Here is a 16,882-nt window from a genome sequence, read left to right on the forward strand (position 1 = left end):
AAATGAAAAGCTGCGAGCTGACAACGAGCAGCGAAAAGGCCAGCAAACCTACGACTCCGTGCGAGCCGAAATGATGAGGCCCTACGCCGATAAGGTGTTCGGTTTCCTTGTCGGTTACTGTTCGTTCGTAGGAGCAGTCATTCTTATGGCGGGGTTCAAGTATAGGGGCTTCACCATCTCGGACACTGTGCTTGGCATCATCGCTGGCAGCACGGCTGCATCCGCGATTGGGCTGGTGGGCTTTGTCGTGAGCGGCCTTTTCGGCTCAGCCAAAGCGGCTGGAAAGCCACGCCGCTGAGGCGATCGGCCACGGCGAGGCATCACCCTCTCACTTTCCGCCCAATTCCGTGCTATGGAAGATATCCACAGCGACCCCATAAGGAGCAATCCGCTGCGTAGCGACCCCGCGCACAGTGCGCACGAAGGCCCGGCCGGCGCCGAGTCCTCGACTGAATCTCATGGCCAGAGTCCGGCCTTCGACATCAAGGCGCTGGAGCGCCTGATCCTGGAGCGTCTCGACGACGACAAGGCCCAGGACATCGTCCACATCGACCTGACGGACAAAAGCTCGGTCGCCGACAGCCTGATCGTGGCGTCGGGCCGTTCGCACCGTCACGTCGGCGCCTTGGCCGACCACATCCTGCGGGCCCTGAAGGACAGCGGCTTCGGCAAGGCGCGGGTCGAAGGCCTGCCGCACTGCGACTGGGTGCTGATCGACGCCGGCGACGTGGTCATCCACCTGTTCCGTCCCGAAGTGCGCAGCTTCTACAACATCGAGAAGATCTGGGCGGTCGACGCCCCGCACCGCACGGCGGCGAACTGATCTTTCGCGCCCCAAACCGCTTGTCCTCGCTTTCGCGGGGATGAGCGGGGTTGGAGGGGCTCTCCCATGAAAATCACCATCCTCACCGTCGGGAAGCTTGGCCGCATGGTCGAGGCGCACTTGGCCCTGGACTACGCGTCCCGCGCCACCGCCTCCGGCCGCGCCCTGGCCCTGGGCCCGGTCGAGATCCTGGAGGTCGAGGCCCGCAAGCCCGGCAAGGCCGCCGAGGCCGAGGTGCTGCGCCCGCATCTTGAGGGCGCCTACGTCATCGCCTGTGACGAGCATGGCAAGGTTCGACCAAGCCGGGCGTTCGCCGAGCATCTGGGACGGCTGCGCGACGATGGCGCGCGTCGCGTGGTCTTTCTGATCGGCGGCGCCGATGGCCTTGATCCCTCGATCCTGTCCAGCGCCAACGAGACCATGGCCTTCGGGCCCCAGACCTGGCCCCACGCCCTGGCGCGGGCGATGTTGGCCGAGCAGATCTATCGCGCCGTCACCATCCTGTCGGGCTCGCCCTATCACCGCGATTAGGGCTAGAGCCCTTAGCCTGAAATCGGAATCGATTTCAGGCGTCAAAAAGGCTCTAAATCAAATGTTTAGAGCGTGAGATAAGCTGAAACCGGTTCCCACTTTCAGCCTCACGCTCTAGAGAAACGGCGATGCCTCGCTCGCGACTCGTCATCGCCGCCTGCCTGCTCGCCGTGGCCGTTCCCACGGCCGTGGTCGGCTTGCAGCGCGCCGACAAGGCGGTCCAGAGCCAGGACGCCAAGGACCGCCAGACCGTCGCCGACACGCGCCGCGAGATCGAGGACCTGCGCGCCGAGCTGGACCGGCTGGAGCACGCGCGTCTGACCGCCGGCGTCGATGTCGACGCCAAGCGCGCTCGCCTGGAGGCGCTGAACGCCCGGGAACGCGCGATCCTGGCCGACCTGGGGACCAATCGTCAGCGCCTGTCGCTGCTGCTGTCGGCCCTGCAGCTGTTCCGCCGCGATCCGCCGCCGGCCCTGCTGGTCTCGCCGGGCAGCGCCCGCGACGCGGTGCGGGCCGCGATCCTGATCCGCGCCATGACACCCGAGCTGCAGAGCCGAGCCGACGCCTACGCCCGCCAGGCGGCCGCCGTCGGGACCTTGCGCCGCGAAGCCGCCGCCGCCTCGGCCGAGCTGTTCACGGCCGAGAGTCAGGTCGCCGACCGCAAGGGCGAGATCGAGCGGCTGATCGTCGAGAAAACGGCGCTGGAGCGCGCCTACGCCCAGGACAGCCTGTCGCGCGAGAGCGAGCTGAAGACCCTGGGCGTGCTGACCGACGGCTTGGGCAAGGTCGAGCCGACCGGGCCGCTGGCCCTGCGCTCGCCGGTCGCCGGGGCCATCGTCCGCCGGTTTGGCCAGGACATGCCGACGGGGGGCAAGTCGCCCGGCCTTTCGATTCGCGCCGACAAGGGCCAGGCCATCGTCGCGCCCGCCGCCGGCACGGTGGAGTACGCCGGCGCCCTGAACGGTTGGGGCGGCGTGGTCATTCTGCGCTCACAGGGCGCCTATCACGTGGTCCTTGCCGGGCTGGATCAAATCTCGGCGTCGCCCGGACAATCTGTCGCGGCGGGGGTTCCGATCGGCAAGATGCCCGATCATGTATCCTCCGATCCGGAGCTCTATATGGAGGTCCGCGAAAACGGCGAACCGGCGGATCCGGAGCGCTGGCTGAAACAGGAGTCGCGGTAGCCGGGTTTTTCGGTAATGCTTGGCCGCAATTATACCTCCGATCCCTGACAGGATTGGACGAAGCTAACAACGGTTGCGGCGCCGCGCGTCGCGTAGGGAGCCTTCTGGGCCTTAATGCGCAAGTACCTGCTCATCGGCGTTTCCGCCTTCGTCCTCGGCGCGGGGGCCATGGCCTATGTCAGCCCCATCGCCCAGGCCAACAACGCGCCCAAGGCCAAGACCTACAAGATGCTCGAACTGTTCGGCGACGTGCTGGGCACGGTCGAGGACCAGTACGTCACCGAGGTCGACGATAAGAAGCTGATCGAGGCGGCGCTGGACGGGATGCTGACCAGCCTCGACCCGCACTCGGGCTATCTGGCGCCCGACGCCTATGAGGACATGCAGGACACCACGCGCGGCGAATATGGCGGCCTCGGCATCGAGGTCACCAGCGAGGACGGCGTGGTCAAGGTCATCTCGCCGATGGACGGCACCCCGGCGGCCCGCGCGGGTATTCAGGCCGGCGACTACATCACGGCCGTCAACGGCCAGAGCGTCCTCGGCCTGACCGTCAACGAGGCGGTCAAGCAGATGCGCGGCGCGCCGGGCGAGGCCGTCACCCTGACGATCGCCCGCGACAAGACCGATCCGTTCGACGTCAAGCTGATCCGCGAGGTCATCAAGCCCAAGGCCACCATCGCCCGCATGGAAGGCGACTATGGCTATGTCCGTCTGCCCGGGTTCAACGAGAAGGCCACCGAGGCGCTGATCGCGTCGATCAACGACCTGAAGGCCAAGAACCCGCACATGAAGGGTCTGATCTTCGACCTGCGCAACAATCCCGGCGGCCTGCTGGACCAGGCGGTCGGCGTGGCCGACGTGTTCCTGGACGGCGGCGAGGTGGTCAGCCAGCGCGGCCGCGACCCGCGCAACATCCAGCGCTACAACGCCAAGCCCGGCGATCTCCTGAACGGCCTGCCGATGGTGGTGCTGATCAACCAGGGCTCGGCGTCGGCCGCCGAAATCGTCGCCGGCGCCCTGCAGGATCGCCACCGCGCCGAACTGGTCGGCATCACCAGCTTCGGCAAGGGCTCGGTGCAGACGGTGATCCCGCTGCGCGGCGGGGCCGACGGCGCGCTGAAGCTGACCACGGCGCGCTACTACACGCCGTCGGGGCGCTCGATCCAGAAGACCGGCATCACGCCGGACCTCGAGGTCGCCCAGACCCGCGACCAGGCCCAGGACATCGCCAACCGCGTCTGGTTCAGCGAGGCCAGCTTCAAGAACGCGCTGAACGCCGACGAGGGCAAGACCCGTCAAGGGGTTCACAATCCCGCCGAGGCGCCACCCGCCGGGTTCGACGACAAGAAGGGCGACTTCCAGCTGCAGCGCGCCATCGCCGTTCTGAAGGCGGGGGGCGTGGCCAATGTGCCCAAGCTTCCCAAGCCCGCCGCCAAGATCGCCGAGGTCACCGCCAAGGCCGCGGCGGCGGCCGGAAAGGGCCCGCCGGTCCAGGAGAAATAGGCGGCCGGAGAGGGTCTCGGCGAAGCGCCGCGTCGTCGCGCCGCGCCGCGACGCCGCTTTGGCCATATCTCGTTAACCATATATTCGAAGCTTGCCGATAAGGTCGTGAGGTCATGGCCGTCACGTTCTCGCGCAAGCCCGCCTATGCCGCCGCCACGCCCGCCAAGAGCGGCGGCGGGGACGCGCGCGCCAAGCTGATGACGGCGCTGGCCAATCCTTACATCAGCGCCAGCGGCGCGGCCTGCCTGTTTCTGGCCTCGCTGGCGACGCTGGTCCTGATCACCAGCGATCCTCACGCGGGCTCGCCGGTGATTCGCCTGCCCCTGACCCAGATCGGCGCCACGAAGAACGCGCCCGACGGCTGGCGCGAGGCCCTGACCGCCGAGGGCGCCGAGGAAGCCGCCCTGACGCCGGGCCGCATTGACCTGTCGCGCAACCCGTTCGCGCCCAAGCCGGCCGCCGAGACCGGCGAGCTTCCGCCGGCCGAAACCCAGAATCTTCCGCCGATCCAGCAGGGACCCGGCTTGGCCCAGGCCCCGATCGCCGGTCTGACCGCCCCCGGGCCTGGCGGCGGTCCCCTGCCGATCATCGGCGCCGATGGCCGGACGGCCGCCGAGGCCTATGCCCGGCCGTTCACGCCCAATGGCCGCCCGAAGGTGTCGGTGGTGATCGGCGGCCTGGGTCTCAACGCCCAAACCACCCGCGCGGCGATCGAGACCCTGCCCGGCGAGATCACGCTGTCCTTCGCCCCCTATGCGGAGAACCTGCAAGGCTGGATCGATCTGGCCCGCGCCCACGGCCACGAGGTGCTGCTGGAAACGCCGATGGAGCCGGCCGACTATCCCGCCAACGATCCGGGTCCCTACACCCTGATCGCCGCCAATCGTCCCGACGACACGGTGCGCAAGCTGGAATGGCTGATGTCGCGGGCCACCGGCTATTTCGGCCTGTCGAACTATCTGGGCGCCAAGTTCGTCGAGAACGATCAGGCCATGTCGACGTTCAACGCCGTGCTGAAGTCGCGCGGCCTGGCCTTTATCGACGACGGGCTGGCCTCCCGCCGCGCGGGGCCCGTGCCGCGCGCCTCGGCCGACCGGGTCATCGACGACGAGCTGTCGGCCAGCGCCATCGACGCGCAGCTGCGCGCGCTGGAAGGCGGCGCCGCCGGTCGCGGCCAGTCGCTCGGCTCGGGCTTCGCCTATCCGGTGACGATCAACCAGGTGCGGATCTGGGCCGCCGGCCTGCAGGCGCGCGGCCTGCAGCTGGCTCCGGCCTCGGCGCTGGCGCACCGCTAGAACTCCTGCTCTAAAGCTCGGCATGACCGAGCTCGACTATCCCAAGCACCGCCCGAACGTCGGCGTTGTCCTATTCAACGGCGAGGGGCGCGTCTGGCTGGGGCGTCGCCATAAGCAGCCGCCGCCCTATAACTGGCAGTTCCCGCAAGGCGGCGTCGACGAGGGCGAGGACCTGGAAACCGCCGCTCGCCGCGAGCTGGCCGAGGAAACCGGCGTCACCTCGATCGCGCTTCTGGGCCGCACCGAGGGCTGGCTGACCTACGACTTCCCGCCCGAGGTTCTGGCCGATCCGAAGCATTCGCGAGGCTGGCTTGGTCAGAAACAGGTCTGGTTCGCCTATCGCTTCACCGGAGACGACGCCGAGATCGATCTTGAAGCGGACAAGCACGTCGAGTTCGACGCATGGAAATGGGGCAGGCTCGACGAAACGCCCGAACTGATCGTACCCTTCAAGCGCGGGGTCTACGAAGCCGTGGTCGCCGCGTTCGAGGGGTTCGCGCGCGGCTGATCGCTTCGCCGCCGCGCAGGGGAGTACCGGATGGCGGATACCGTTCTGTTGATCCACGGCTATGGCTGCGCGGGGGACGTCTGGGACCCCATCGCCGCGCGCCTGCGGGCCGAGGGGTTTCGCGTCGAGACGCCGACGATCCGGTCGGCGGTGCGCACCGTCGAGGGGCCGCGCGCCGGCCTCGCCGGCCTGACCTTGGCCGACTATGTCGCCGAGATGAGCGCCTTGGCCCAGACCCTGGCCAAGGAAACGGGTAAGAAGCCTCTGGTCTTTGGCCACTCGATGGGCGGGCTGATCGCCCAGAAGATCGCCGAGGCTGGTCACGCCGCCGGGCTGGTGCTGTTCGCGCCCGCCTCGCCGGCCGACGCGCGCGGCAAGCCAAAGCTTTCGCCGGTCTTCACCTTCCTGAACCTGGCCCTGCAATCCAAGCCCGAGACGCGGGCGGGCAAGATGTGGAAACCGGGCTTCAAGTTCGGCGTCATGAACGCCGTGCCCGCGCCGCGCCATGATGGGCTGTACGCCAAGATGGTTCACGACAGCGGTCAGGTGCTGTCCGACCTGGCCTGGCCTCACAAGGATCCGAACAAGGCCGCCCATGTCGACAGCGCCAAGGTCACCGTGCCGGTGCTGGTGCTGGCCGGCGGCCTGGATCGCACCACGCCGCCCGAGGACGTCCGCCGGGTCGGACAGAAGTACGCGACCGCCGACTATCGCGAATACCCGCAAAACGCCCACTATCTGATAGATGAGCCAAACACGATGAAGATCCTCGACGATGTGATCGCCTGGCTGACGGGCAAGAAACTGACGCCGGCCGCCGAGCCCGCGCCGGCCCCGGCCCCGGCCCCGGCCGCCAAGGCCGAGCCGCCGAAGGCCGCTCCCGTTCCCGCGCCGGCGCCCGAACCCGCGCCGGAGCCGGTGAAGGCGGTCGAGCCGGCCCCCGCGCCCGTGGAAGCGGCGCCGGAGCCCGCCCCCGCCGCGAAGGCCCCGGCCAAGACCCCCGCCAAGGCTAAGGCTCCCGCCAAGCCCAAGGCGCCGGCCGAAAAGCCCGCGCCCGCGCCGAAGGCCGCCGCCGCGCCCAAGAAGGCCGCCGCCAAGGCGCCCGCCAAGCCGAAGGCGGAGCCGGAAGCCGCGCCGGCTCCGAAGGCGACCGCCAAGCCCGCCGCGAAGCCGAAGACCGCGCCGACGCCCAAGGCGGCTCCCGCCGCGAAGCCGGCGACGGCCAAGACGGCGGCCAAGCCCAAGGCCCCGGCCAAGCCCAAGGCGGAAACCGCGCCGGCCGTGCCCGCCAAGACTCCGGCGAAACCCGCTGCGTCCAAGTCCGCCGCGGCGCCCAAGGCGGCCGCGAAGACGGCTCCGAAGACGGCGCCCAAGACCGCCAAGGCGCCCGCGACAAAGACGACCGCCAAAACCTCGCCCAAGCCGGCGAAGTAAGTGTAGGCTGACCCCGCCGGCCGTTTCGCCGGCGGGGTTTCTGTTAGGGCGTCCATGCGCGCACCCGTGATCATGGTCCACGGCGCTTTCTGCGGCGGCTGGACGTTCGACGCCTTCCGCGCGCCGTTCGAGGCGGCCGGCCATCGGGTGCTGACCCCCGACCTGATCGGCCATGATGGCGCGACCGCGGTCTCCGGCGTCTCGATGAGCGACTACGCCCGGCAGATCGCCGGGCTGATCAAGGCGTGCGAGACGCCGCCGATCCTGATCGGTCACTCTATGGGCGGTCTGGTGGCGCAGATGGCGGCGGCCCGGGTCGCGGCGAAGGGGGGCGCGGTCGAAAAGCTGATCCTGCTGGCCCCATCCGCGCCCTGGGGCGTGTCCGGCGCCACCCTGGAAGAGGCGGTTTCGGCCGTCAGCCTCTACTCCTTCGGACCGTACTGGCTGCAGGCCATCGCGCCGGACTATGGCGTGGTGCGGCGCTACAGCGTCGATCGTCTGCCGCGCGCCGAGCGCAAGGCGATCTTCGCACGCATGACCTCCGAGAGCGGACGGGCCCTCTGGGAGACGCTGAACTGGTGGCTGGATCCGTTCATGACCACCAGCGTCCGGAGCCCTGGCTGCCCGGTGCTGGCCATCGCCGGCGGACAGGACGTGATCCATCCCCCGGCCACGGTCCGTCAGACGGCCGCGCGACTGGGCGGGCGGGTCGAGGTGTTCGAGGAGATGAGCCACTGGCTGCCGGGCGAGCCGGGCTGGGAGTCCGTGGCCCAGTGCTGCCTCGATTTCATTGGGGCGCAGGGCCGGGCGGCGGCCTGAGGCCTTTTGAAGATAGAGCTGGGTCAGCTCGTCGGCGTGAACAGCTTCAGGCCCAGGATGCCGGCCACGATCAGGCCCAGGCAGGCCAGCCGCGCCGCCGTGGCGGGTTCCTTGAACAGCACGATGCCGACGATCGCGGTGCCGATCGCGCCGACGCCGGTCCAGACGGCATAGGCCGTGCCCAGCGGCAGGCTTTTCACCGACCAGCCCAGCAGGCCCATCGAGAGCGCCAGGCTGATCGCGGTCAGCACGATAGGGATCGGCTTGGTGAAGCCCTGGGTGAACTTCAGACCCACGGCCCAGCCGACCTCGAAAAGACCGGCGACGAACAGAATGATCCAGGCCACGACGAGCCCCTTTTCAAAGGCGGGGTCGTCCCCGGAAGCGGCTTTCGCGCAAAGCAAAAGGCGCGAGGGTCGTCCCTCGCGCCTTCGCTAGATAGGCCCGCCAGAGCGGCGGGACAACCGGATTAGCGGCTGGTGGTGCTGTACAGGATCTGGGCGCGTTCGAAGTTCTTGCCGACCGAGCTCTCGTCCAGCTTCTTCAGGCGCATGTAGACGAGGCCCGCGTGGCCGCCGGCCCAGGCGTCGTCCCACGACACGGTGAAGCGGCGGAAGTCGCTGCCGACCGTCTGGTCGTTGCGAATCAGGCGCAGCTGCGGGCTGTTTTCCCAGGTGGCCCAGTCGTGCAGGCCGTTGGCCAGTTCCTGAGCCTGGGCGGCGTCCTGCGAGTACTCGATCGTCACCGTGCAGACGTTCTTGTTCGAGCCCGGATTGTCCAGGGTGATGTTGTACGGCTTGCCCAGGTCGAAGACCCACTGGTCCTTCTTCTTCTTGAAGCCGTAGTCCTTGACCAGCTGGGCGAAGTCGCCGCCGTTGACCTGCGGCTTGCAGACCTTGTCCAGGACGTCGAGCAGACGCACCGTCACCGGATCGGTGGTCTTCGGGCCGCGGGTCGGGGCGACATAGGTCTCGGCCGGCGCGGCGCCCGCTTGCGGGGCGGCGGCGGGTTGAGCGGCGGCGTCGGCCGGAGCGCCGGGCGCGGGAGTCGCCGGAGCGGCGGGCGCCGTCTGAGCGGGAGCCGTTTGGGCCGGAGCCGGAGCGGCTTGGGCCGCCGGGGCGGGAGCCGGGGCGGGGGTCGGCGCCGGAGCGGCGGTTTGAGCAACGGCGGTGGTCGAGACCGCGCCGACGGCGATCAGGCTGGCGAGCGCAAGGCGCATAGGCTGGTTATCCCCAACAAGACGAGAGGTCGGCATTAAAACCGACAAGGTGTCCCTCGCAACCCTTATGGCGACGGATTGCGGCGGAGATTGGGTCACAAGTGTAATTTTTATCGTCCGCGCCTACCGCGCCCGCGCTTTTGGGGCGAATAATGCGCTAATCGACCCCGGTCGCGCTCCAGACGCCCAGTTCGTTCCCGGACGGATCGGTGAAGTGGAACCGGCGGCCGCCGGGGAAGGCGAAGATCGGGGCGGTGATCACGCCGCCGGCCTTGACCACCTTGTCCAGCATGGCTTCCAGGTCGTGGGCGTACAGAATGACCAGCGGGCGGTCGGTCGAGCCGTCCTGGGGCTTGGCGAAACCGCCGTCGGCGCCCTGTCCCTCGAAGGCCGCATAGTCGGGGCCGTAATCGACGAAGCTCCAGCCGAACGCGGCCGCGTAGAACGCCTTGGTTCCGGGCAGGTCGCCGCCCGGCCATTCGATGTAGTCGATCTTGCCGTCCTCGCGCATGGCCTCCTCCAGGAAATCGTTCTTTATTTGTTCTATTCCGCCATCACGGCAGAGTCCAGACGCTGGTGCGCTTGACGGCCAGGTCCTCCAGTTCGCGCGTCGTCGGCACCTGGTACTCGGCTAGCTTTTCGAGGCCGTCCTTCGGGAAATAGGTGCGGCCCGGATCGCCGATCAGCACGCGGGCGCCGGCCTCGCGGCCGCGCCGCAGCCAGGCCATCACGGCCTCGGCCATCGGCCGCTCGTAACAGATGTCGCCGGCCAGGAGGACGTCGGCCTGCGGCGGCGGGGCGTTCAGCAGGTTCTGGTCGGTGAAGTCGACCGCGACCGCGTTGGCCTCGGCGTTCAGCCCCACGGCGGCCTCGCAGAAGACATCGATGTCCGTGGCCAGCACCCGGCGCGCCCCGGCCTTCATCGCCGCGATGGCGACGATGCCCGAGCCCGTGGCGAAATCGACGACTCGCCGGCCGGCGACGATATCGGGATGGTCGAGGACATAGCGCGCCAGGGCCTGGCCGCCCGCCCAGGCGAAGGCCCAGAACGGGGGCGGCAGGCCGATCTCTTCCAGCGCCTCCTCGGTCAGCCGCCAGATCGGCGTGACCTCGTCGGCCAGATGCAGCGAGAGCTCCGGCGTATGCGGCGGCGCCTGGAGGCGGGTGTTCTCGCGGATGAAGGCGCGGCGGCCGGGAAGGGTCTGGACGATCATGACCGCCTTAGAGCACGGCGCTCGTCAGGCGGCGACCGCCGGTCGGCTCGTGGCCGCCTTCAGCACCGTCAGATAGCCCGGCGCGGTCAGCATCCGGTCGGTCAGGCCCTTCTTTTCCAGCAACCGGTGCGCCATCGGCAGGTTCCAGCACGGGGTATGCATGAACATGTGGTGCTCGGCGTGGAAGTTGACGTGGTAGGGCGCGATCAGGGCGCGTTCGATCAGGTTGGCGCGCGTGGTGCGGGCGTGGCGGAACGGGTCGGGCTCGTCCTTGGCCACCAGGGCGTGCTCTGCAATGTTGCGCAGGCGCGTGACCAGCGGGAACCAGGTGGCCATCGGCACGATCCACAGCGCCAACCAGGCCCACCACAGGCCCAGGGCGCTCAGAACGGCGAGGATGCCGAGGTTCCAGATCAGGAACGGTCCCTGCCGCGCGACCTCGCCGGCGAAGATCGCGCCCTTCGGCTGGTCGCCGGCCGCCTTCATCTTTCCGAACAGCGGGCCGAAGCGCTGCTTGAAGAACGTCTGGCCCGTCAGGTCGCGGATGATCTTGCGGCGCAGGGACGCCCGGGTGGTCGGGAACGGCGCCGACAGGATCAGGTCCGGGTCCTCGGCCTGTTGGGCGTACTTGTGGTGGGTCAGGTGATAGGGACGATACTTGGCCAGCGACGCGCCCGTCGGCGCCGCGCACAGCCATTCGCCCAGCCAGTCATTGACCTTGAGGTTCGGATGCAGGCCGCCGTGCGCGGCCTCGTGCATCAGGATGGCCAGGCCCAGCTGCCGCGCCCCGATCAGCATGACGGCGAGGACATAGGTCAGCGGATTGGGGAAGAGGACGAACATCGCTCCGGCGGCGATGATCACGGCCCAGGCGTGAACCACCATCGCGATCCCGCGCCAGGACGAGCGCGCGGAAATCCTCGCCCACTCGTCGACGGTGAACAGGTCCTGGGGTTTGACGCGCGCGGCGACGGCCATGGAACGATCATCGCACATTCAGCTTAGACCTGACAGCCTGACCCGACGTCATAGCCCGGAGCCGCCGATGCGCCGTCTGATCCCCGCCCTCGTCCTCGCCGCGACCGGTTTTGGCGCCGCCCTGCCGGCCGCCGCCGCCAGCTTCGACTGCAACCGAGCCCGCGCGCCCGACGAGCGGGCGATCTGCGCCTACCGGCCGCTGAACGATCAGGACGTCCGCGTCGGCCAGCTGTACGACATCACCCGTCACCTCGTGCCGATGGGCGGGCGCGACGCCATCATGGACCAGCAGCGCGCCTGGCTGAGGTCGCGGGCGACCTGCGGCGCCAACCGGGCCTGCCTGGCCCGCAGCTACGACCAGCGGCTGGGCGAGCTGAACGCGGTGATGGAGCGCGTCTACCGCCAGGGGCCGTTCTAATCTTGGTTAGAAGCTGACGCCAGGCTTCCAGAAGCCGGCGACCAGGCCGGCGAAGACCATCAGTCCGGCCAAGGCGTTTGACTTGAAGAGCTTCAGCGCCCCGGGGCCGTCGTCCAGCCGCACGGCGGCGGCCTGTCGCGACAGGTGCAGGGCGAAGGCGCCGGCCAGTGGCAGGAACAGCGGACCGATGTTCCCGACCCACGCCGCGGCGATCAGCAGCGCGAACGACGCGGCGTAGAAGCCCGCGACGCCCAGCCGGACGTGGCGGCCCAGGCGCCGGGTCGAGGACTTGATCCCAGCCAGGGCGTCGTCCTCGATATCCTGGATCGCGTAGATCGTGTCGTAGCCGAGGGTCCAGAAAATCCCCGAGGCGTAGAGCAGGGCGGCCGACCACGAGAGGTGGTGGGTGGCGGCGGCGTAGCCCAGCAGGGCGCCCCAGTTGAAGGTCAGGCCCAGCCAGGCCTGCGGCCACCAGGTGATCCGCTTCATGAACGGGTAGCCGGCCACCAAGCCTAGCGACAGCACGCCCAGTCCGATCGCCACCCAGCCCAGGGTCAGCAAAATCATCAGGCTGACCAGGCTGCAGCCGACCAGGAACATCCAGGCCTGCTTTACGCTGATCTGCCCCGCCGGGATCGGCCGCATCGCCGTGCGCGCCACCTGGGCGTCGAAGTCGCGGTCGACGATGTCGTTGAAGGCGCAGCCCGCCGCCCGCATCAGGGCCGCGCCGACGAACACCGCCAACAGCAGCAGCGGGTCGGGCCAGCGGCCGCGCTCGGCGGCGGCCAGGGCGATCCCCTGCCAGCCCGGCAGCATCAGCAGCCAGATCCCCGCCGGACGGTCGAAGCGGCCCAGCTTCAGCCACGGACGAAGGCGTTCGGGCGCATGGCGGTCGACCCAGTTGCCGGCGACGGCGTCGGGCAGGATCGTGGTCGTCGAGGTGCTCATGGCCGCGAGGCATAACCCGCAATCGCGCCGGGCGAAAAGATGGAATAGGAAACTTCGATCCCAACAAGAAAAAGGATCGATTGGATTTATTACCGGCTGTCGGCGAAGGTCTTCTCGCAAATCGTTCGCAGGAGAAGCCGACATGTCCGCCACCGCCTTTCGCCTGACCGGCTGGAGCCTGCTGCTGGCGGGCGTCGGCGCCGGGATCGTCCTGCCGCACCCGGCGACGACCGCGCTGTGGACCGCGTCGGCCAGGCTGTTCGCCCGGGCCGGCGATCGCGCGATGGTCGATCGCCTGACCTCGGCGACCAAGTTCGGTCCCCGCGTCCGACGCCGTCTCGCCGGCCGCCCGGCCTACCGCGTCGGCGGCGTCGCGGAAGCCTTCTGAGGCCTCCGCCCCTGGGATAAGGCGGGGAAAGGCCCTATCTCCCCCGCCATGACCGACACTTTCGATGACGAGGACGAAACCGGCGCCCGCGCGCGCGCGCTGTCGAATCGCCAGGTGCTGGGTTTCATCGCCCGGTTCTGGCGACGCCGGCCGGTGCTGTTTGGCCTGGGCGTCGGCCTGACCCTGGTGGCGATCGGCTTCGACCTGGCCTTGCCGTGGGCGTCCGGACGGCTGGTCGACACCGTCGCCAACCGGGGCGCGCCCAGTGTCGCCTGGTCGGCCTGGATGGCCTTTGTCGGCGTCTATCTGGGCTTTTCCCTGGTGCGGAACCTGGCCATGCGGTTCTGGATCCCGCTGGCCGCCCGCAACATGGAAGAGATGACCAACGAGGGCTTCGCCAAGGTGCAGGCCTTCTCGTCGGACTGGCACGCCGACAGCTTCGCCGGCGCGACCGTGCGCAAGCTGACCCGCGCCATGTGGGGCTATGACAGCGTCACCGACGCGGTGACGATCTGGCTGGGGCCGGGCGTCATCGTGCTGGTCGGTCTCTCGATCGCCATGCTGATCCGCCAGCCCGCGGCGGGCGTGATCTCGCTGGTCGTGGTGGTCGCCTATCTAGCCGTCAACTTGCTGGTCACCGAGCGCTATGTCCGGCCCAGCAACCTGCGGTCCAACGCCCTGGACTCCCGCATCGGCGGGGCCCTGGCCGACGCCGTCACCTCCAATCCCACCGTCAAGAGCTTCGGCGCCGAGCGGCGCGAGGCCGAGCGCCTGGCCAAGGTCACCGCCGCCTGGCGCGACGCGGTGATGGTAACCTGGAACCGCTTCACCGACGTCTGGCTGGGCCAGAACCTGCTGCTGGTGCTTCTGCAGGCGGGCCTGACCGGATCCATGGTCTGGGCGTGGGCGCACGGGACCGCCACGCCCGGCGACGTCGCCTTCGCCATCACCGCCTTCATGCTGATGAGCGGCTATCTGCGGAATCTGGGCGAGAACATCCGGATGCTGCAGAAGGGCCTGGACGACGCCGAGGACGTCGCGGCCTGGAACCGGCTGGAGCCGCAGATCGCCGACGCCCCCGGCGCGCCGGACTTCAAGCCGGGTCCCGGCGCGATCGAATTCCGGGATGTGACCTTCCGCTACAAGGCCGCCGGCGCGCCGCTATACGACCGCTTCTCCCTGAAGATCGCGCCCGGCGAGCGCGTGGCGCTGGTGGGGCCGACGGGCTCGGGCAAGTCGACCTTCGTCAAGCTGGTCCAGCGCCTGCACGACCTGCAGGACGGCGCGATCCTGATCGACGGCCAGGACGTCTCGAAGGTGACCCAGGCGTCCTTGCGCCGCGCCATCGCGGTGGTGCCGCAGGATCCGGCCCTGTTCCACCGCTCGCTGCTGGAGAACATCGCCTACGGCAAGCCCGACGCCACCCGCGAGGAGGTCGAGGCGGCGGCCAGGAAGGCGCGCGCCCACGATTTCATCCTGAAGCTGCCCCAGGGCTACGACACCCTGGTCGGCGAGCGCGGCGTCAAGCTGTCGGGCGGCGAGCGCCAGCGCGTGGCCATCGCCCGCGCGTTCCTGGCGGACGCGCCGATCCTGGTGCTGGACGAGGCTACCTCATCGCTGGACGTCGAGACCGAGGGCCAGGTCCAGGCCGCCGCCGAGGCGCTGATGGAGGGGCGGACCACGATCGTCATCGCCCACCGCCTGTCGACCGTGCGCGGCGCCGACCGCATCCTGGTGTTCCAGAAGGGCCGCGTCGTCGAGGAAGGCCGCCATGCCGAGCTGAAGGCCAAGGGCGGGGTCTACGCCCGGCTCAACGCGATCAGCGAGGGCGTGGCGTAGGCCGGATATCGGTCGGCAGCCAGACGCCCGCCCCCTTCGGCGCCGTGTTGGCGCAGCCTTCGCCGGCCGGAACCAGCGGCAGGCGCTGATCGCCGATGAGGAGGTCGCGGCGAGGCGTCGGCGCGTCCAGGCGCGCGGCGCCGGCCTTCAGCGCCGCGTCGATATCGACGCCGGGGCAGGTCGAGGCGGCCTGGGCCACGCGACGCCAGCCGTGCTCGCCGGCCTTGAAAACGTCGAAGCCCGCCCCGCCGGCCAGCAGCACTTCGTCGACTCCATCGCCGTCGACATCGACCACCAGGGCCGCGCACTGCATCCCGGCGAAGGTGCAGCTGGAATCCGAGCTGTCGGCTGTCCAGTCCTGGGCCTTGAAGCTGTCGGGCAGGGCCTTGCCGACGGGATAGACCTTCATGTTGGCGAAGTCGGGACCGCGCTTGGCTGGCGCGAAGGTCTTTTCCTTCTGGGCGGCCGTGTCGGCGGCTCGCCGGGCGATCTCGGCCCGAGGGTTGGTCTTAAGGCGATCCAGCGCCTCGCGCCCATAGCGGCCGGCGTCGAAGCGCAAGAAGGCGTAGTCGAATCGGTCGGGCGCGATCTTGCCGGCGTTCAGGCGCTGGACCTGGCTGTTGACCGACAGCCGCGCCGGATCGCCGACCGGCGTGAACAAACCGATCAGCAGCAGCACCGCCGCCAGGGCCATGACGAGGTTGGTCGGCTCCAGCGCCTTCATCCAGGCGCCGGGCCTCAGGGCGGCGACGCCATAGCCGATCGCGTAGCCCGCCGAGATGATCACGAAGGCGCCGGCATAGACCCGCTCGGGCGTCAGGCCGTACTGGTCGATCCGCAGATGGAGGGCGTAGGCGGCCAGGAGGGTGATCGGGATCAGCAGCAGGCCCGCGATCCGCGCCGACCAGCGCAGCACGGCGTGGCCGGGTTCGGTTCCGTCCTGATAGGCGGCGTTGACCAGGACGATCAGGTGGGCGGCGGCCGAGAGCAGCAGGGCGGTGGCGGCCTTGGTCTTCCACAACGGCGCCAAGCCCGTGAAGGGCAGGCTGGCCAGGAAGCCGGCGGCGATCAGGGTCATCAGCGGCAGCAGCCAAGCCAACAGGGTCAGGGCCACGCCGCGCACCCCGCGCACCAGGCCAGCGCGGACGTCGGTCAGCTGCACGGCGACGGCGAACATCACGCAGGTGGCCGGCATGAAGAACGCGGCCTCGCTGATCAGCTTCTGGATGGCGTCGATGCCGATCAGCTTGAACAGCGCGCCGCCCAGGGCCAGCAGCAGCCAGAACACGCCGGTGAAGGCCAGCGAGAGGGCCAACTGCGCGCCGTGCGTCCAGGCCAGGTCGAAATAGTCCGCATAGGGGGCGACGGGCTTGCCGACCGCCTCCGCCGGTTGGACCAGATGATGGGCGATGAACAGCAGCGCCGCCACGGCGGGGAACACGGCTGGCGACAGGGCGCCGGCGCCGACCGCGCCGGGCTGCTGACCGGTCCAGGCGGCGTGGATGGCGAGGATGGCCGCCAGCGTGGCGGCCGCGGCGGTCCAGACCAGGAGGGGCGCGCGGCGCATGGCCGACAGCCCCGCCAGAGGGATCAGCGGAACGGTCAGGGCGCAGACCAGCAGCGGGCCGAACAGCAGAGGCGCGGTCGCCGGCCAGGTCTTGGCGTCGTCGGCCCGGTGCAACAGGAAGAGAACGATCCCTTGAACCAGGCCGATGGCCAGTCGGGCGACGGCGGCGGTTCGCGTCTGCTTGGCCTCGGCGGCGTCCATGTCCAGCGTC

General features: G+C 69.3%; 19 protein-coding genes. 12 read left to right on the top strand and 7 right to left on the bottom strand.

Annotation, left to right across the window (positions count from 1 at the left end; all coding sequences use genetic code 11):
- From OR37_RS22250 to OR37_RS18260, 9 genes are all read left to right on the top strand, one after another.
- On the top strand, positions 1-298 hold a 298-nt coding region (locus OR37_RS22250), incomplete at its 5' end, for a hypothetical protein (RefSeq protein WP_235046603.1).
- A 93-nt stretch (positions 299-391) separates the two neighbouring features.
- Positions 392-823, top strand: coding sequence for a ribosome silencing factor (rsfS, locus tag OR37_RS18225; RefSeq protein WP_165570632.1), 432 nt, complete (start codon positions 392-394; stop codon positions 821-823).
- A gap of 66 nt (positions 824-889) precedes the next feature.
- The gene (rlmH, locus tag OR37_RS18230; protein WP_004623313.1) at positions 890-1,354 is read left to right on the top strand and encodes a 23S rRNA (pseudouridine(1915)-N(3))-methyltransferase RlmH; all 465 of its coding nucleotides are present in this window, start codon (positions 890-892) and stop codon (positions 1,352-1,354) included.
- A gap of 128 nt (positions 1,355-1,482) precedes the next feature.
- Positions 1,483-2,538: a murein hydrolase activator EnvC family protein gene (locus OR37_RS18235; protein ID WP_004623315.1), complete on the top strand. Its 1,056-nt coding sequence runs from the start codon at positions 1,483-1,485 to the stop codon at positions 2,536-2,538.
- 114 nt (positions 2,539-2,652) lie between these two features.
- Positions 2,653-4,044 (top strand): S41 family peptidase, encoded by a 1,392-nt coding sequence (locus OR37_RS18240; RefSeq protein ID WP_004623317.1) that lies wholly within the window; start codon positions 2,653-2,655, stop codon positions 4,042-4,044.
- A 113-nt stretch (positions 4,045-4,157) separates the two neighbouring features.
- Entirely contained in the window at positions 4,158-5,339 is a 1,182-nt protein-coding gene (locus OR37_RS18245; protein WP_004623319.1) for a divergent polysaccharide deacetylase family protein, read from the top strand.
- A gap of 22 nt (positions 5,340-5,361) precedes the next feature.
- A complete protein-coding gene (locus OR37_RS18250; protein WP_004623320.1) occupies positions 5,362-5,847 on the top strand; it encodes an RNA pyrophosphohydrolase in 486 nt (161 codons plus the stop codon).
- A 30-nt stretch (positions 5,848-5,877) separates the two neighbouring features.
- Positions 5,878-7,281: an alpha/beta hydrolase gene (locus OR37_RS18255; RefSeq protein ID WP_004623322.1), complete on the top strand. Its 1,404-nt coding sequence runs from the start codon at positions 5,878-5,880 to the stop codon at positions 7,279-7,281.
- Between the two features lie 54 nt (positions 7,282-7,335).
- Complete coding sequence (locus tag OR37_RS18260) at positions 7,336-8,100, top strand: alpha/beta hydrolase (RefSeq protein WP_004623324.1); 765 nt, start codon at positions 7,336-7,338, stop codon at positions 8,098-8,100.
- A gap of 23 nt (positions 8,101-8,123) precedes the next feature.
- Here the strand turns inward: OR37_RS18260 and sugE are convergent, their stop codons facing one another.
- The 5 genes from sugE to OR37_RS18285 form a co-directional block, all read right to left on the bottom strand.
- Positions 8,124-8,447, bottom strand: a complete 324-nt coding sequence (gene sugE, locus OR37_RS18265; protein ID WP_004623325.1) for a quaternary ammonium compound efflux SMR transporter SugE — start codon at positions 8,445-8,447, stop codon at positions 8,124-8,126.
- A gap of 122 nt (positions 8,448-8,569) precedes the next feature.
- Positions 8,570-9,355: a hypothetical protein gene (locus OR37_RS18270; RefSeq protein ID WP_085953282.1), complete on the bottom strand. Its 786-nt coding sequence runs from the start codon at positions 9,353-9,355 to the stop codon at positions 8,570-8,572.
- 121 nt (positions 9,356-9,476) lie between these two features.
- Positions 9,477-9,830, bottom strand: coding sequence for a VOC family protein (locus OR37_RS18275; RefSeq protein ID WP_004623329.1), 354 nt, complete (start codon positions 9,828-9,830; stop codon positions 9,477-9,479).
- A 43-nt stretch (positions 9,831-9,873) separates the two neighbouring features.
- Complete coding sequence (locus OR37_RS18280) at positions 9,874-10,533, bottom strand: class I SAM-dependent methyltransferase (RefSeq protein ID WP_004623332.1); 660 nt, start codon at positions 10,531-10,533, stop codon at positions 9,874-9,876.
- A gap of 24 nt (positions 10,534-10,557) precedes the next feature.
- A complete protein-coding gene (locus tag OR37_RS18285; RefSeq protein WP_004623333.1) occupies positions 10,558-11,511 on the bottom strand; it encodes a fatty acid desaturase family protein in 954 nt (317 codons plus the stop codon).
- Positions 11,512-11,578: 67 nt separating this feature from the next.
- Between OR37_RS18285 and OR37_RS18290 the strand changes: the two genes are divergently transcribed.
- The gene (locus OR37_RS18290) at positions 11,579-11,929 is read left to right on the top strand and encodes a lysozyme inhibitor LprI family protein (protein WP_004623335.1); all 351 of its coding nucleotides are present in this window, start codon (positions 11,579-11,581) and stop codon (positions 11,927-11,929) included.
- A gap of 6 nt (positions 11,930-11,935) precedes the next feature.
- Here the strand turns inward: OR37_RS18290 and ubiA are convergent, their stop codons facing one another.
- The gene (gene ubiA / locus OR37_RS18295) at positions 11,936-12,877 is read right to left on the bottom strand and encodes a 4-hydroxybenzoate octaprenyltransferase (protein ID WP_004623337.1); all 942 of its coding nucleotides are present in this window, start codon (positions 12,875-12,877) and stop codon (positions 11,936-11,938) included.
- Between the two features lie 142 nt (positions 12,878-13,019).
- Here ubiA and OR37_RS18300 point away from each other — a divergent pair, with 142 nt between their 5' ends.
- The gene (locus OR37_RS18300; RefSeq protein WP_004623340.1) at positions 13,020-13,265 is read left to right on the top strand and encodes a hypothetical protein; all 246 of its coding nucleotides are present in this window, start codon (positions 13,020-13,022) and stop codon (positions 13,263-13,265) included.
- A gap of 48 nt (positions 13,266-13,313) precedes the next feature.
- Positions 13,314-15,104: an ABC transporter ATP-binding protein gene (locus OR37_RS18305; protein WP_004623342.1), complete on the top strand. Its 1,791-nt coding sequence runs from the start codon at positions 13,314-13,316 to the stop codon at positions 15,102-15,104.
- Here the strand turns inward: OR37_RS18305 and OR37_RS18310 are convergent.
- On the bottom strand, positions 15,085-16,872 hold the full coding sequence (locus tag OR37_RS18310; protein ID WP_004623344.1) for a DUF4153 domain-containing protein: 1,788 nt from the start codon (positions 16,870-16,872) through the stop codon (positions 15,085-15,087). The two genes, OR37_RS18305 and OR37_RS18310, sit on opposite strands and share 20 nt — an antisense overlap.
- Positions 16,873-16,882 lie beyond the last annotated feature (10 nt).

Origin of the sequence: Caulobacter vibrioides OR37 (assembly GCF_000372645.1) — a bacterium.
In the GTDB taxonomy this organism is placed as follows: Bacteria; Pseudomonadota; Alphaproteobacteria; order Caulobacterales; family Caulobacteraceae; genus Caulobacter; species Caulobacter vibrioides_E.

What these genes read in the sequence shown, in the direction of transcription:
- OR37_RS18235 (WP_004623315.1), top strand. Translation starts at nt 1,483, where the DNA reads ATGCCTCGCTCGCGACTCGTCATCGCCGCCTGCCTGCTCGCCGTGGCC.
- OR37_RS18290 (WP_004623335.1), top strand. Translation starts at nt 11,579, where the DNA reads ATGCGCCGTCTGATCCCCGCCCTCGTCCTCGCCGCGACCGGTTTTGGC.
- ubiA (WP_004623337.1), bottom strand. Translation starts at nt 12,877, where the DNA reads ATGAGCACCTCGACGACCACGATCCTGCCCGACGCCGTCGCCGGCAAC.
- OR37_RS18260 (WP_004623324.1), top strand. Translation starts at nt 7,336, where the DNA reads ATGCGCGCACCCGTGATCATGGTCCACGGCGCTTTCTGCGGCGGCTGG.
- OR37_RS18300 (WP_004623340.1), top strand. Translation starts at nt 13,020, where the DNA reads ATGTCCGCCACCGCCTTTCGCCTGACCGGCTGGAGCCTGCTGCTGGCG.
- OR37_RS18250 (WP_004623320.1), top strand. Translation starts at nt 5,362, where the DNA reads ATGACCGAGCTCGACTATCCCAAGCACCGCCCGAACGTCGGCGTTGTC.
- OR37_RS18255 (WP_004623322.1), top strand. Translation starts at nt 5,878, where the DNA reads ATGGCGGATACCGTTCTGTTGATCCACGGCTATGGCTGCGCGGGGGAC.
- OR37_RS18310 (WP_004623344.1), bottom strand. Translation starts at nt 16,872, where the DNA reads ATGGACGCCGCCGAGGCCAAGCAGACGCGAACCGCCGCCGTCGCCCGA.
- OR37_RS18245 (WP_004623319.1), top strand. Translation starts at nt 4,158, where the DNA reads ATGGCCGTCACGTTCTCGCGCAAGCCCGCCTATGCCGCCGCCACGCCC.
- OR37_RS18270 (WP_085953282.1), bottom strand. Translation starts at nt 9,355, where the DNA reads ATGCCGACCTCTCGTCTTGTTGGGGATAACCAGCCTATGCGCCTTGCG.
- OR37_RS18275 (WP_004623329.1), bottom strand. Translation starts at nt 9,830, where the DNA reads ATGCGCGAGGACGGCAAGATCGACTACATCGAATGGCCGGGCGGCGAC.
- OR37_RS18240 (WP_004623317.1), top strand. Translation starts at nt 2,653, where the DNA reads ATGCGCAAGTACCTGCTCATCGGCGTTTCCGCCTTCGTCCTCGGCGCG.
- OR37_RS18305 (WP_004623342.1), top strand. Translation starts at nt 13,314, where the DNA reads ATGACCGACACTTTCGATGACGAGGACGAAACCGGCGCCCGCGCGCGC.
- OR37_RS18280 (WP_004623332.1), bottom strand. Translation starts at nt 10,533, where the DNA reads ATGATCGTCCAGACCCTTCCCGGCCGCCGCGCCTTCATCCGCGAGAAC.
- OR37_RS18285 (WP_004623333.1), bottom strand. Translation starts at nt 11,511, where the DNA reads ATGGCCGTCGCCGCGCGCGTCAAACCCCAGGACCTGTTCACCGTCGAC.
- rlmH (WP_004623313.1), top strand. Translation starts at nt 890, where the DNA reads ATGAAAATCACCATCCTCACCGTCGGGAAGCTTGGCCGCATGGTCGAG.